Below are 14,608 nucleotides of genomic sequence, written 5' to 3' on the forward strand. Positions count from 1 at the left end.
GATTGACTTTAATTTATGATAAAGAGCTTTTTCTGTCTAATTTTGCAGAAAAAAAAACTTCATGAAAAAACTTCTTGACTACATACTTAGCGTTGTTTATTTACTCTATTTTGGACTATTATTAGTTATTTTTCATGTAGTTCAGGTAATTGCTTTTAATGTTTTTGGCAAAAAAGCGCATAAGAAGTCGGTCGATTTCTTTAATCTGATGCTTACAACGAGTTATTACGTAACAGGCTCAACCGTCAAATTCGAGCAATTGGAAGAATACCCCACCGACCGCCCTATTATTTTTATTGCTAATCACCAGAGTACTTTTGATATTCCGTCGATTATCTGGTTTTTAAGAAAACACCAGCCAATTTTTGTTTCTAAACAGGAATTAGCCAAGGGTATTCCGAGTATTTCGTACAACCTGCGCAAAAGTGGTGCAGCCCTTATTGACCGTAAAGACCCCAAGCAGGCAGTAGCAGAAATTCTGAAATTAAGCAGGTATATACATGAGCATAATTACTCGGCGGTTATTTTCCCAGAAGGAACGAGGTCAAAGACCGACGAAATGAAACCTTTTGCAGAGGGCGGAATTTCGGCATTGCTCAAAAAAGCACCGAATGCTTTGGTAGTACCGATAGCCATACAAGGCACACGAAGATTTAACCCCACCAATGGGATGTTTCCACTAACTTCGTTTTCAAAATTGTCGTGGACGGCCCTGAAAGGCATAGAACCTAAAGGCAAAACCACTACCGAAATAGCCGAAGAGGCCAAAGAAGCCATAGCGAAAGTGATATACAGCAAGCAGGCATAAAACAAAAAAGAGACGTAAGGAATTACGTCTCTTTTTTGTTACAAAGAATAGCATTATAAAGCTACGCCTGCGGTTTCGGCTTCGGGGGCTATTTTCTTTACCAAGCCCTGTAATACTTTACCCGGCCCACATTCTACAAACTTGGTTGCACCACCCGCTACCATATTCTGTACCGACTGTGTCCAGCGGACAGGGGCTGTTAACTGGGCAATCAGGTTGGCTTTAATCACTTCAATATCGGTCGAAGGGCTAGCATTTACGTTTTGGTAAATAGGGCATGAAGGCGCAGAGAACGTAGTGTTTTCAATAGCTTTGGCTAGTTCTTCGCGTGCTGGCTCCATTAATGGTGAGTGGAACGCCCCACCTACCTGCAATACTAATGCTCTTTTGGCTCCGGCGGCTTTTAGTTCTTCACAGGCAATGTTTACGCCCGAAATACTCCCCGAAATAACTAATTGGCCCGGGCAGTTATAATTAGCGGCTACTACTATGTTTTCGGCCGATTTGGCCGAGATAGCAGCACAAATATCTTCTACGGTTTTATCATCCAGATTCAGAATGGCGGCCATTGTTGAGGGTGTCAGTTCGCAGGCGCGTTGCATGGCATCGGCGCGTTGTGCAACAAGTCTGAGGCCATCTTCAAATGATAACGCTCCGGCAGCAACCAAAGCAGAAAACTCGCCTAACGAATGCCCCGCTACCATATCAGGCTTGAAGTCGGGCGTGTTTAATGCCATAATAACCGAGTGAAGAAAAACCGCTGGTTGAGTAACATTGGTTTGTTTGAGTTCTTCGTCGGTTCCTTCAAACATAATTTTGGTTATATCAAAACCTAATATCTGGTTGGCTTTATCGAAAAGTGCTTTGGCTTGGGGGAAATTCTCGTATAAGTCTTTGCCCATTCCGCTGAACTGAGCCCCTTGACCGGGAAAAACATAAGCTGTCATAAATGAATAAGAATGCTTTATATGAAATAATCTGTTAGGTTTTTATCGCGTCTGCATACTTTTGCGAATATCTATTTTTTCAGGCACTATCATAGCCAGCGAATAACGCTGCCGAATGGTATTATAATAACGTTCGGCATCCATACGGCTGGTGAAGTCGCCGGCTTTGAGGCGATACGTTGGCTGGCTGAAAGTAAGATACGTGTTGAGGTCAGGAAAATTCTGATAAATGAATGCTTTGGCTTCGTCAACTTCTCGGCGTTCGTTGCCTACATATACCTGAATTCTGTAACCTGCCGAGTAACGTATATTTTTATTATGTACCGACATGGAGTCAAGGGCGGCATCGAGCTGCTTGTTTATGTGCATCGGAAGCTCGTCTTTTGAGTCGTTGCGGTAGTTGTCTTTAATAACCTTGTTGTCGTGTATTTCGGTAGCCGGTTTTTTGTCATAGGTTACTCTTACGGCCGACAAATCTTCGTCATAGTCGCCAATGAAGGTATTGCCGCTTGAGATAGAAGACCTTTTACAGGCAGAAAAAACTCCCGTGAGTAAAAGACAAAATACTATTTTTGAGAAGACTTTCATAGGTTTTTGTTTCTAGTTTGGGATTTTGTTCTTTTAAATTTTTGTCAAAATTAGAAAAATATTCTCTTTTAACGTAAAAACTAAAAAAAATTGCCCCATGTGAGTGGGGCAATTTTTTAAAAGATATATTTTGTAGACAGAAAATGTGAGCTATGTTCTTCTACAATTTCATTGAAAATCTTTTTGTTTTCGGTTGTTTCCTTTGTGGCCACTACGGTTCTGATAGAAAAGGCCCTCAGGGCATCTTCAACCGATAATGTGCCTTCGGCCGAGTCTTTACGGCCCGTAAACGGAAAGGTATCAGGCCCGCGCTGGCATTGTGCGTTAATGTTTACGCGGCTTACCTGATTCACGAGGGGGTCAATCAGGTTGGCAATCTGGTCAGAGTTAGTGCCAAAAATACTTACCTGCTGCCCGTGCGAAGAGTTAATGAGGTATTGGATAGGCTCTTCAACATCGTCGAAAGGCACAATCGGAATCAGCGGCCCGAATTGCTCTTCGCTGTATACTTTCATTTTTTCGTTGACCGGATATAAAACCGCCGGATAGAAAAACGAATTAACTACCGTGCCACCACCTTCGTTAATTACCTCGGCTCCGTTAGCTTTGGCATCGGCAATACACTCGGTCAGGTAGGCAGGTTTGTTGGGTTCAGGTAGTGGGGTCAGGTTAACGCCTGCTTCCCACGGCATACCAAATTTCAGTTTTTCGAGTTCTTCGGTAAATCTGTTCAGGAATTTCTTGGCAATAGAACGATGCACCCAGATAATCTTGATGGCTGTGCAACGCTGCCCGTTAAATGACAACGAACCCAATATACACTCTTTTACTGATAGCTCGACATCGGCGTTTTTGAGTACAATTCCGGCATTTTTCGCATCAAGGCCCAGTACGGCTCTGAGGCGGTTCAGTTTCGGGTGCATTTTCTTTAAGTCGTTGGCTACTTTGCTTGAGCCAATGAGGGTCAGAATATTGATTTTACCACTTTGCATAATAGGCGGCACCACTGTTGCGCCACGCCCGTAGATAGTATTTACTACGCCTTTCGGGAAACACTCTTTAAACGCCTGTAACATAGGGTAGTGCAAAAGTGTGCCGTGTTTTGGTGGCTTGAAAAGAATGGTGTTACCCATCAGAATTGCCGGAATAAGCGTGGTATAGGTTTCATTGAGGGGGTAGTTAAACGGCCCCATACAAAGCACAACCCCAAACGGCGAGCGGCGTATCTGCCCGATAATACCCTGCTCGATTTTAAATCTTGACGAAGCGCGGTCAATATCTTTCAGGCAGTCGATAGTATCGTAAATATATTCGACAGTACGGTCAAATTCTTTAGTTGAGTCGGCCAGCGATTTCCCGATTTCAAACATCAGCAGGTTAACTATCTCGGTTTTCTTTTCGAGCATCTTCTTAATGAAGTTCTCCATGCAGATGATACGTTCGCTAACGCTCATGGTAGGCCATTCGCCACGCCCGTTGTCAAAGGCTTTTACGGCGGCGTCGAGTGCTTCCATGGCTTCGGGTACATCAGTAATAGGGAAACTGCCTATATACTTGCTTTCAAACTTACCCCCCTCGCCTTTGATATAAACCGGCGAGTATACATCTTGTGTAGGGCCTGCCCACTGGCGCATTTCGCCCCCAACGAGGTATTCTCTCTGGTGAACGGGTTGTATCTGGTAGGCTTCAGGAATCTGGTCGGCAGCAGGAAAAATGGCCGTAATTTTTTCTTGTAGGTTACTCATAATTATTCTTTGGATTGAAGCGTGTGTTAAATATTCCCAGAAACCTCTGTGGGCCTTCTTTGCTGGCATCTGTTAATAGGTAAACACACGCGGGTGAAGTTTTGTTGTAAAACAGCGACGAAATTACAGACCCCGTTCAGAAAACCAAACAGAATTTAATTTTTGTGAAATATTGGACAAAAAATTACTATTAAATGTTAAACAAATACTAATCTGCCCCGAATATTTGCAGAAGACCTTATTTCTTCTGAATTTTGAAGGTTAGTTAAATTTCGTTTTACCCCCTAAATATACTTAAACATTGCTTTACGATTTTCTGAGAGTTTTTTCTCCTTTTCTTTTGAAATTCTTTATTAAACGTATTGAATTTACTGGTTTAGAAAACATACCCAAATCAGGAGCCGTTCTGCTGGCTTCTAATCACTCTAATTCGTTCTTTGATGCCGTTGTGCTTTGTGGGCATTACGAGCGAAGAATTTGGTCGCTGGCGCGTGGCGATGTGTTCAAGAAACCGCTGGCAAAAAAAGCACTATCGAGCCTTTATATGATGCCGATGTACAGGTTGTCGGAGGGGAAGGAGTATCTGGGCGATAACGACGAAACTTTTAAAAAGTGTATTGAGCTTTTCAGGCAAGGCGAAATAGTGTTGATATTCTCGGAAGGGCTATGTACTAACCAGACAAAACTGCTGCCCCTTAAAAAAGGCACTGGCAGGCTGGCGCAAAAAGCATGGGGCGATAACATGGACCTGACAATAGTACCAGTAGCCATTACTTATAACAACTTTAACAAGTTTGGTAAAATAGTTAAGGTAAATGTTGGCGAACCCCTACAAAAAGAAGAATTGCCTCAGGATGCCACTGAAGGGTTGTACCTGAAAGAGTTTAACCGGATATTGAGCGATAAGCTGAACAAGTTATTAGATGTGCCTTTACCTAAGCCGAGTTTCTGGAAAAACCCGTGGTATTATATAGGCTTGGTTGTTAATTTTCCGCTTAATGCGGCGGCAACGGCGGTGTCGAGAAAGCTAACGAGAGGGTCGGTTTTCTTCGATTCAATCACGGGGGGGCTGGTTATGCTCCTTTTGCCAATATACTGGATTTTACTGGGCTTATTGATTTATTTTCTTACAAAATTTATGTAAATTTGTTAAGTAAATACACACAATAGAATGGATGAAAATACGCTTAAGCACCTCAGGAATATTCTTTTCATAGACATTGAAACTGTCTCGCAGGAGCCACATCTGGATTTGCTGGATGAACGCATAAAAGAACTTTGGCTCAAAAAAGCGGGTTATTTACATAACAACGATAATTTACCCGACGCTGACTTTTACCTGAAACGCTCGTCGATTTATGCCGAGTTTGGTAAAATTGTCTGTATTGGTATTGGTGGTATTTTTCTTGACGATACTCAGGAACCTACACTTCGGGTAAAAATGATTCGGGGGGAGGCGGAAGCCGAGGTGTTGGAGCAGTTTAAAACTATTCTCGAAAAACACAAAGCCGGAGCTAACCTGATGCTTTGTGCGCACAATGGCAAGGAATTTGATTTCCCTTATATTTGCCGCCGGATGCTGGTAAATGGTATTACGCTGCCAAGAATATTGCAGGTAACGGGCAAAAAACCGTGGGAGATAAACCATATTGATACGCTTGACCTGTGGAAGTTCGGAGATTTTAAACACTATGTGGCGCAGGATTTGCTGGCCGCTATTTTCGGGATTCCGGGCGGAACCACAGAAGTAAGTGGCGATTTAATTAACACAATTTATTATCAGGAGAGAGATAAAGCCAAAATTGAAAGATACTGCGCCGATTCGATAATAGTTTTAACACAACTATATATGAAAATGAATAATTGGCCGTTAATAAATGAAAATAATATAGAAGTAATTTTATAGGATAAATTTTGTAAAAAAGCATGAGAAAAATTCTTTTTATATGTTTGTTTGCCACGTCGCTGGCAGCTTCGGCACAGATTCTGAAACCTGCCAAGTGGACTTTCACGCCTTCAAAAACTTCGGCAAAAGTAGGCGAAACAATTGACCTTGTATTTACTGCCAAAATAGATGATAGCTGGTATATGTACTCGTCTGAATTAAAAGTGGATGGCCCGCTGCCTACTACTGCCAATTTCACTAAAAACGATACTTACACGCTGGTGGGGAAACTGGTACCAGTAAAGCCTAAAGAAAAATATGATGATATTTGGGGTGGCAAAGTGCAATATTTTGAACACGAAGCCAAGTTTATTCAGAAGGTAAAAATTACAAAGGCTAATCCGGTTATTGAAGGCAAAATCGAATGCCAGACCTGTACCACAAAAGATGGCAAATGTGTACCAAACAAAGATAAGTTCAAGTTTGAAGTAAAAACGATTTAAATGAAGTTTGTCTATAATGAAAAAGGCGTTTGAGTTCTCAAACGCCTTTTTCATTATTATCAGGGTGTCTTAAAACTTCCATCTTACAAAGGCTTCCATTGCCTCGTATTCGGCAAGGCCCAATTGGTTGTATAAACCAGCGGTGGCTCTGTTACGCTCTTCGGCACGTTGCCAGAACTCGCGCGCATCGGTTCCCTGAAACACCACACCGTCTTTTTGTGATTGGTGCTTGAAGATACCCATACGTTTTTGTAACACTTGGTCTGGCGACATTGGTACAGCCATTTCGATTTCGTGGATGTCCCACTCGGCCCATGCACCGCGGTATAACCATACCCAACAATCTTTCATGAAATTGTTGTGTTTCAGGCGTTCTATGGCAGCAAAGATGGCGTCCAGACAAACTTTGTGTGTGCCGTGTGGGTCGGCAAGGTCGCCGGCGGCATACACCTGATGTGGTTTTACCTGTTCGATTAAATCGGCTACTACGCGAATATCCTCTTCACCCAGTGGTTTTTTCTCGATACGCCCTGTTTCGTAGAATGGCATATCCATGAAATGCACGTTTTCGTCAGGAATACCCACAAAACGGCAGGTAGCTTTGGCTTCGCCTCGGCGGATAAGCCCTTTTACATATCTTACTGCCGGAGTATCTACGTCGCTATCTTTCTTGTTTTTCAGGAACTCTTTGGCTTCTTTAAACAAGGCTTTGGTTTCTTTGCTTTCAAAGCCGAACTTATGGTTAAAATCAACCACAAAATCGATGAAGCGGATGGCTTCGTCGTCGGCTACGGCAATGTTGCCTGAGGTCTGGTAGCCTATGTGTACATCATGGCCCTGGTCAACCAGTCGTTGGAAGGTTCCACCCATCGAAATGATGTCGTCGTCAGGGTGAGGGCTGAAAATAATGACGCGTTTTTTGGCTGGTAAAGCTCTTTCAGGGCGGTTGGTGTCGTCGGCATTAGGTTTGCCACCCGGCCAGCCCGAAATAGTATGTTGTAATTGGTTAAATACATCAATATTGATTTCATAAGCCTGCCCGTGGCGTGCCAGCAAATCGCTCAAACCGTTATCGTTATAATCTTTATTGGTTAGTTTCAGTACCGGAATACCCAACGAAAGCGAAAGGTTGGTTACGGCTTTCTTCACCATTTTGCTGGTCCATTCTACATCTTCTACCAACCATGGGGTTTTCATGCGGGTTAGCTCAGAAGCGGCTCTTTCGTCAATTACAAATAGTGCATTGGCGTGTGTTTGCAGGTAAGAAGCAGGCACCGACTCCGTTACGCGCCCCTCTACGGCTTCGGCAATAACTGGTGCTTTGCGTTCGCCCCAAGCTAGTAGTACTACTCTTTTGGCATTCAGGATTTTGGCTACTCCGAGCGTAATGGCTTTTTTAGGTACTTTTACAAGGCTTCCGCCGAAATCACTGGCAGCTGCTACACGTGTCGAGTGGTCGAGCATCATGAGGCGTGTTCTTGAGTTAATCAATGACCCCGGCTCGTTAAAACCAATATGACCATTGGCACCAATACCCAACAACTGCAAATCAAGCCCGCCCAAAGCGTCGATTTTTCTCTCATATTCTTCTGAAAAATCTTTTATTTTATTGGCTGGAACAGTACCATCAGGAATAAAATAATTTTCTTTCGGAATATCGACTTTATCAAAGAGTTGCTCTTTCATGAAACGAACATAACTTTGCAGCGAGTCTGGCTCCATAGGGTAGTATTCGTCCAGATTAAACGAAACCACGTTCTTAAAGCTCAGGTTTTCCTCTTTGTGCATCCTTACTAGTTCGGCATAGACAGATTTAGGCGATGAACCGGTAGCTAAACCCAATATACATTGTTTGCCTTGTTTTTGTTTCTCCCGAATCAAATCGGCAATTTCCTGTGCAACGGCTTTTGACGCTTCTTTTGAATCTTTAAAAATTTTGGTTGGAATCTTCTCGTAAGCAATAGGTTCATTTGTGATAATCTGCTGTTCCATTATGATTGTAGTTTTGTTTTAGAGGCAATAGTAGGATATTTCGGCAAATTTAAGGCTTTTAATTATACCAAAGCATTTTTTTGTTGTACAAAAAGCATGATTTTTAAAATTTTTTAAAAATTGGTTTCCATTCTCAATCTTAATACCCCGCCAGAGGTAAAAATGGCTAACCAAAAGCGCATAATATTTTATTTTGTAGGAAACCCGCTGCTTTTGAGTTGTTCAAAAAAGGTTTTGGTTTTTTCGAGATTCTGCTCGCCGTTTATGCTAAAATACCAGAAGGTTTCGAGGTCGCCGCGGTGCATGGCGGCGTTCATGTCTCCACTCTGAGACTTGTGGCAGGCTTTTACCCAGTCGGCCACAATCATGTAGCTATGTTTGTTGTTTTCGCCGAAACCAAACGAGCGGTCGAAGTAAAACACGGGGGCTTTTTCAAGAATATGCGTTTCGGCGTAGCCATCGAGTTCTGTAAACCTAAAGGTATAATCTTTACTGGCCGACCTGCCACCAAGCACAATGGGTTTATTGGCTCCTTTAAAACGTTGCGCTGCCCGTATAGCCATAATAGAGGCCGACTTATGGTGTGCGTGTTGGCCAGCGTCAGGAACGAGACAGAAAATGAAATCGTATTTGCCTTGTTCCAGAATTTTGTCGAGTTTGCGTTCGCAGTAGCCCATATCCCAGCGTTCGCCTGAAAGAAAAGGCTCTGGGCTCAGTTGATAGAAATCGTCAATCTGGTCGAAAAAGTAAAAATTTCGGATGCCCATTACCTCGCCAGAGCAAAGCATTTCTTTTTTTCTTATTAAAGGCAAATAGGTGCGGCCTGTGGCCGAATCGGTCATGTTTTTGCCATAATAGCTTGAGGCTATCAAGCCGTTGTACCCGCCCGAACCATCGGTTATGAGGGCCAAGTCGGCGGTGCCTTTCATTTCGTGGGTAATTTTAAAAACCGTTACCGGAAACATGGTTTCGTCGTCGGGGTGGGCAGTAATAATCAGTACTTTGGGGCCTTGTGCGTAAAGGCTTTGGCCGAAAGTACTTAAAAACAGAAGCAAGCACAGGGCATGAATGGCTTTTTTCATGGGCGTTAATATAAATCAGGTTAAAATAATAGTACTGGGGCTGGGCAAATATAGGGCCTAAAGCCCTGTTTTCTTTTTTTGAATCAGCACTGTTTGCAGAAACGGACTATTCATCAAAAGAAAGCCTTCATGGCATAAATAAATAACAACGAAGTTTAAACAAATATTTTATAAAAGCCATAAAAAGGTAGTACAAAAATCTTGCAGCTATGCCTGCTATAAAACTGCATCTTATATATAAGGATATAGATTCATGAATGGTGTAAGTAATTTTTATATATTTGCTTAATAACAGCCACCTTAGTCAGATGCTGATACGCTATGTAAGAATGAGTTTTCAGGAAGATAAAGTGACCGATTTCCTGAGCGTTTTTGAAGAATCGAAAGAGAAAATCAGAGCCATGAAAGGCTGCCAGTATCTTGAACTAATGCAAGACCTGCACCAGCCTGCTGTTTTTATGACACATAGCCACTGGCTTTCGGAAGAGGACCTGAACGCTTACAGGGATTCGGAACTTTTCAGAGCAACATGGGCCAGAACCAAAGTTTTATTTGCCGATAAACCACTAGCGTTTTCGATGGAAAGTGTAATAGTGGTGTAATTTTTGTTTGTATTTTTTCGTTCAATCTGAAAACAGACTAACCAATGAAAAAAATAATAATCCTTTTAAGTTTAAGCCTTTTTGTGTTGATGCCGGAGTTCTCGCAGGCAAGTGTTGATGCTAAACACACAACCCTCAGCGTAAAAAAAGAGCTTGGCAAAGGCCGAAGAAAGAAAAACGGTTCTTACCGCAAGAAAAAAGGTTTCCTTTGGGGGATATTTAAAGGTAAAAACCAATGTGACTGCCCCAAACACTAGTTTATTCCAGAAATTTGGTTCGGTAGGTAAGTGGGGTTATCTTCTTGATAGCCTTGAATTGCCTGTTAAAATTAGAAAGGTTGTTAAACCCACTTTCAAACGAAATCTCGGCTACACTCATTTTATCGGCCATTAGTAGTTTGCAGGCGTGTTCGATGCGTATTTCGGCAAGAAACTGCGAGAAAGTGCGGCGGGTACGTTTTTTAAAGTAACGGCTAAAGGCCGATTCGCTCATATTGGCAAGTTCGGCTACATCGCTTAGCTGAATCTCCTCCTGATATTTCTGCATTACATATTCAAATACCTTATTCATACGGGCCGAGTCTACTTCATTCCGTAATGAAATAGGGTTGGTAGTAAGGTCTTGTTTATCTTCACTTTCGCTTAGAATCGTCAGAATAGAAATCATTTCAAGCAAACGGCTCATGCCTGTCAGGTTTGGCAGATTCTTGAATTTGGGTTCTACCTTCTGCACTGTTTTTTCGCCAAAAGAAAGCCCCCTTTTGGAGCGTTCGAGCAAGGCTTTAATGGCTTGGCTCTCGGGAACATCCAGAAATTTATCTCCCAGAAAATCTTCCAGAAAATGAATAACCAGCGAGCGCGCTTTCAGGCCAGAGTTTTTGGCATAAAACTCTTCGTCGTTGCGGTAGTAATGAGGCAGGTAAGAGCCAATCATACATAAGTCGCCCGGGCCATAGTCAGTAATGCTGCTGCCAATAAATTTTTTGCCTGTGCTTTCAAGAATCAGCACTATTTCGTATTCGGGATGATAATGCCAGGGCGTAGGGAAAAACGGGCACTCCTGCACAAATAAATTAAACGAGTAATCGGCAGGGTTTGATATTTTCAGCAATTGGGGTTTCATTTCTTTGGTCGCTATTAATTCCGGTTCAGTCGATGCTCTATCACATTTGATAGCCTTTTTAAAAAACATGTAAATATAATGGCAAAATTCGTTTGACCTAGCTTTTAATGTCTAAATGTTTGAATAATATGTCAAAATCATATTAGAAAATGACTAAATTTTAGTGGTAAAAGCCTATATATCCACCTAAATTTGTAACTATTCTAATAATAAATTTTCTTTTTTTTAGCGGAGCCTAATTTTATATTTAACCTTTCAAAATTGTATGAAACAACTACTACAAAAAATGTTGATTGGGCTTGCTGTCATACTAAGTGTTCAGTTGACACAAGCTCAAAGCCGGACTGTTTCGGGTAAAGTCTCTGACGTTGGGGGTTCTCCTCTCCCAGGCGTTAGTGTTACGGTAAAAGGTACTTCTCAGGGCGCAATTACAGATGCTGCCGGAAAATTCTCATTGCCAGCCGCTAGTAATGCGGTTTTAGTGTTTAGTTACATTGGTTACAAAGCACAGGAAGTAAGTTTGGGAGGTAAAACTTCTGTGGATGTAGCTCTTGAGGAAGACGCGGCTGCCTTGAACGAGGTGGTTGTTGTTGGTTATGGTGCTCAGAAGAAAAGCCAGACAACGGGTGCTATTTCGCAGGTGAGTGCCAAGCAGATTCAGGAGATGCCCATTACGAGCTTAGGCCAAGCTATGCAAGGCCGTGTAGCTGGGGTTGATGTGTCTCAGTCTGGTTCAAGACCCGGAGCTGTGCCAAAAATCCTGATTCGTGGCCGCCGTTCGTTCAACGCCGGAAACGACCCACTCTATGTAGTTGATGGTATTCCGCTTTCGGCAGGGTATGAAGACCTTAACCCAAGCGACATCCAGTCGATGGAGGTTTTGAAAGATGCAACCGCAACCGCTATTTATGGTGCCAGAGGTGCTAACGGCGTTGTGATTGTAACTACCAAAAGAGGAGCAGTTAAAGGAAAAACCACAGTAAGTTTTGATACTTATGGCGGGGTTTCGACACCGCTTGATAAAATCAAGTTATTTAATGGCCCTGAATTTCTTGAGTTCGTAAGAGAGGCCTATCGTGCTACTAACCTTTATAAAGATGCAAACGGAAACCCTGTGCCAACAGGTGTGGGTGACCCCGCTGCCGATGCTAAAGTTGCCGTATTGGGTGGTGACCCTGCCGTTGCCAGAGGTATTGCCAATGGTACTAACACCGACTGGCAAGATTTACTTCTACACAATGGTGTAATGCAAAACCATTCGTTGGGTGTACAGGGTGGTAACGACAAAACACAGTTTTATATTTCGGGAGGTTATTTTCAGGATAAAGGTGTAACAGACGGCCTTGATTTTACCCGTATGTCGTTAAGGGTTAATATTGACCACAACATTAACAAACACCTTAAAGTGGGTATTTCGTCTTATACAATGTATAGTATCAGAAATGGCGAAAACCTGAACCCATTTGCCATGACAATTCAGCAAAACCCGCTGGCCAGACCTTATGATGATAATGGTAACATTATTTTCTCGCCAACGAACGATGCCTTGTTAACTAACCCATTGGCTGAAATTGTGCCGGGCGCACAAGTTGACCAGACCAAAAAATATCGTTTGTTTAACAGCCTTTACGCTGAAGTTAAAATTCTTGAAGGTTTAAAATACCGAGTAAACTTTGGCCCTGACTTTACTATTACCAGATGGGGAAGATTCATCGGTGCAGCTACCAATGCCCGTAAAGGCGGAGATGCTCAGGCTTCAAGCCAGAATACAGTTGGTTTCAACTGGACACTCGAAAACATTCTTACCTATAACAAGACGTTCAGCGGTAAGCACAATTTGGGTGTTACTTTGGTACACTCAATCCAGAAAGATAATTATGAAACTTTCAGAACAGATGTTCAGGGTGTGCCGGCAGAAACGCAACAGTTTTATAACTTAGGTAATGCAAGTTCTGTATTGGGTGTAGGAAGTAGCCTTACTCAGTGGACTATCAACTCATACATGGCTCGTATTAACTATGACTTCAACGATAAATACCTTTTAACAGCTACTATACGCCGTGATGGTTCAAGCCGTTTCGGTGCTAACACCAAGTATGGTAATTTCCCGGGTGTTGCGTTGGGCTGGAATATCAGCAATGAAACATTCCTGAAAGAAGTTTCATGGATTGACCTCTTGAAACTAAGAGTAGGTTGGGGTGTTGTGGGTAATCAGGGGGTATCGCCTTACCAGACACAAGGTTTGTTAACAAGAACAGCCTATGCTTGGGGAACAGCCGCTGCTTTCGGGTATAGACCAAACACTATCGGTAACCCTGATTTGAAATGGGAGTCGTCGGCTACGGCTAACATCGGTTTAGATTTCAGCTTCCTGAGAGGCAGAATTCAGGGGTCATTAGAGTTATATGAAACCAATACTACCGACCTTTTATTGTCTGACCAGTTGCCGGGTTCAATCGGCTTTGGCTCTGTAACCAGAAACGTTGGCCAGACACGTAATAAAGGTATTGAGTTAGGCTTTACGACTGTAAACGTAAACTCGCCAAGTGGTTTCAAATGGACTACCGATTTCACCTTCAGCAAAAACAAAGAAGAAATTGTTTCGCTTTACAACGGAAAAGTTGATGACTTAGGCAACCGTTGGTTTATTGGCCATCCATTGAACTCGTACTACGATTATAAAAAAGTAGGTATCTGGCAATCGAACGAAGCAGACCTTGCTAAGTCGTATGGCAGTGAGGTTGGGCAAATCAAGGTTCAGGATACAAATAAAGATGGTAAAATTACGGCTGACGACAGAGTATTGCTTGGCTCGGATATTCCGAACTTTAATGCCGGATTTACCACCAGATTCGAATACAAAGGCTTTGATTTATCAGCTTTCTTGTTTGGCCGTTTCGGTAATATGATTGTGAGTGGTTTCCACCAAAACAGAAACCAGCTAGCAGGTAGATACGAACAAATTAAAGTTGATTACTGGACACCAAATAACCCAACTAATGAGTTCCCTCGTCCGAAAAGCACGCAGGAGTTCCCGGTTTATAATACAACTTTAATTTACTTTGATGGTACTTTTATTAAGCTAAGAAATATCAATTTCGGGTATACATTCTCGCCAAGAATTGCTAAAAAATTAGGTATGGAGTCTCTGCGTGTGTACACAAGTATTCAGCAACCTAAAATCTGGTCTGTGTATCGTGACAAATACAATGGCATTGACCCAGAAGCAACAATTACATCTTCTGGTAATGGAACAACTTCGGTTAGTGAGAACATTGTACCGGCTACATCGGTAACCACTTTTGGTTTGAATATCAGATTCTAAGCAGAAATT

At 42.4% G+C, this 14,608-nt stretch carries 13 protein-coding genes; 7 read left to right on the forward strand and 6 right to left on the reverse strand.

Annotated features, from left to right (window positions below):
• The first annotated feature begins 61 nt into the window (after positions 1 to 61).
• Complete coding sequence (locus WAA15_RS11540; protein WP_337042905.1) at positions 62 to 808, forward strand: lysophospholipid acyltransferase family protein; 747 nt, start codon at positions 62 to 64, stop codon at positions 806 to 808.
• A 53-nt stretch (positions 809 to 861) separates the two neighbouring features.
• Here WAA15_RS11540 and fabD read toward each other — a convergent pair whose 3' ends face one another.
• The 3 genes from fabD to WAA15_RS11555 form a co-directional block, all read right to left on the reverse strand.
• Positions 862 to 1,755 (reverse strand): ACP S-malonyltransferase, encoded by an 894-nt coding sequence (gene fabD, locus WAA15_RS11545; RefSeq protein ID WP_337042906.1) that lies wholly within the window; start codon positions 1,753 to 1,755, stop codon positions 862 to 864.
• Between the two features lie 42 nt (positions 1,756 to 1,797).
• The gene (locus WAA15_RS11550; protein WP_337042907.1) at positions 1,798 to 2,343 is read right to left on the reverse strand and encodes an SPOR domain-containing protein; all 546 of its coding nucleotides are present in this window, start codon (positions 2,341 to 2,343) and stop codon (positions 1,798 to 1,800) included.
• 116 nt (positions 2,344 to 2,459) lie between these two features.
• Positions 2,460 to 4,088 (reverse strand): NADP-dependent glyceraldehyde-3-phosphate dehydrogenase, encoded by a 1,629-nt coding sequence (locus WAA15_RS11555; RefSeq protein ID WP_337042908.1) that lies wholly within the window; start codon positions 4,086 to 4,088, stop codon positions 2,460 to 2,462.
• A 340-nt stretch (positions 4,089 to 4,428) separates the two neighbouring features.
• Here WAA15_RS11555 and WAA15_RS11560 point away from each other — a divergent pair, with 340 nt between their 5' ends.
• Genes WAA15_RS11560 through WAA15_RS11570 form a run of 3 tightly spaced genes read left to right on the forward strand, consistent with a single transcriptional unit; the run spans position 4,429 to position 6,476 of the window.
• Positions 4,429 to 5,232 (forward strand): 1-acyl-sn-glycerol-3-phosphate acyltransferase, encoded by an 804-nt coding sequence (locus WAA15_RS11560; RefSeq protein ID WP_337042909.1) that lies wholly within the window; start codon positions 4,429 to 4,431, stop codon positions 5,230 to 5,232.
• A 27-nt stretch (positions 5,233 to 5,259) separates the two neighbouring features.
• Positions 5,260 to 5,994, forward strand: a complete 735-nt coding sequence (locus tag WAA15_RS11565; RefSeq protein ID WP_337042910.1) for a ribonuclease H-like domain-containing protein — start codon at positions 5,260 to 5,262, stop codon at positions 5,992 to 5,994.
• Positions 5,995 to 6,014: 20 nt separating this feature from the next.
• Positions 6,015 to 6,476 (forward strand): protein-disulfide reductase DsbD domain-containing protein, encoded by a 462-nt coding sequence (locus WAA15_RS11570; protein ID WP_337042911.1) that lies wholly within the window; start codon positions 6,015 to 6,017, stop codon positions 6,474 to 6,476.
• Between the two features lie 69 nt (positions 6,477 to 6,545).
• Here the strand turns inward: WAA15_RS11570 and nagB are convergent, their stop codons facing one another.
• Together nagB and WAA15_RS11580 are read right to left on the reverse strand one after the other, a co-directional pair.
• On the reverse strand, positions 6,546 to 8,468 hold the full coding sequence (nagB, locus tag WAA15_RS11575) for a glucosamine-6-phosphate deaminase (RefSeq protein WP_337042912.1): 1,923 nt from the start codon (positions 8,466 to 8,468) through the stop codon (positions 6,546 to 6,548).
• Between the two features lie 188 nt (positions 8,469 to 8,656).
• Positions 8,657 to 9,550: a PIG-L family deacetylase gene (locus WAA15_RS11580; protein WP_337042913.1), complete on the reverse strand. Its 894-nt coding sequence runs from the start codon at positions 9,548 to 9,550 to the stop codon at positions 8,657 to 8,659.
• A 281-nt stretch (positions 9,551 to 9,831) separates the two neighbouring features.
• Between WAA15_RS11580 and WAA15_RS11585 the strand changes: the two genes are divergently transcribed.
• On the forward strand, positions 9,832 to 10,152 hold the full coding sequence (locus WAA15_RS11585; protein ID WP_442892786.1) for a putative quinol monooxygenase: 321 nt from the start codon (positions 9,832 to 9,834) through the stop codon (positions 10,150 to 10,152).
• Positions 10,153 to 10,196: 44 nt separating this feature from the next.
• Positions 10,197 to 10,409: a hypothetical protein gene (locus WAA15_RS11590; protein ID WP_337042914.1), complete on the forward strand. Its 213-nt coding sequence runs from the start codon at positions 10,197 to 10,199 to the stop codon at positions 10,407 to 10,409.
• A gap of 1 nt (position 10,410) precedes the next feature.
• On the opposite strand, the gene WAA15_RS11595 is transcribed toward WAA15_RS11590, so the two are convergent.
• On the reverse strand, positions 10,411 to 11,274 hold the full coding sequence (locus tag WAA15_RS11595) for an AraC family transcriptional regulator (RefSeq protein WP_337042915.1): 864 nt from the start codon (positions 11,272 to 11,274) through the stop codon (positions 10,411 to 10,413).
• 286 nt (positions 11,275 to 11,560) lie between these two features.
• Between WAA15_RS11595 and WAA15_RS11600 the strand changes: the two genes are divergently transcribed.
• Positions 11,561 to 14,599: a SusC/RagA family TonB-linked outer membrane protein gene (locus tag WAA15_RS11600; protein WP_337043169.1), complete on the forward strand. Its 3,039-nt coding sequence runs from the start codon at positions 11,561 to 11,563 to the stop codon at positions 14,597 to 14,599.
• Positions 14,600 to 14,608 lie beyond the last annotated feature (9 nt).

This window comes from Emticicia sp. 17c (assembly GCF_037153985.1).
Lineage (GTDB): Bacteria > Bacteroidota > Bacteroidia > Cytophagales > Spirosomataceae > Emticicia.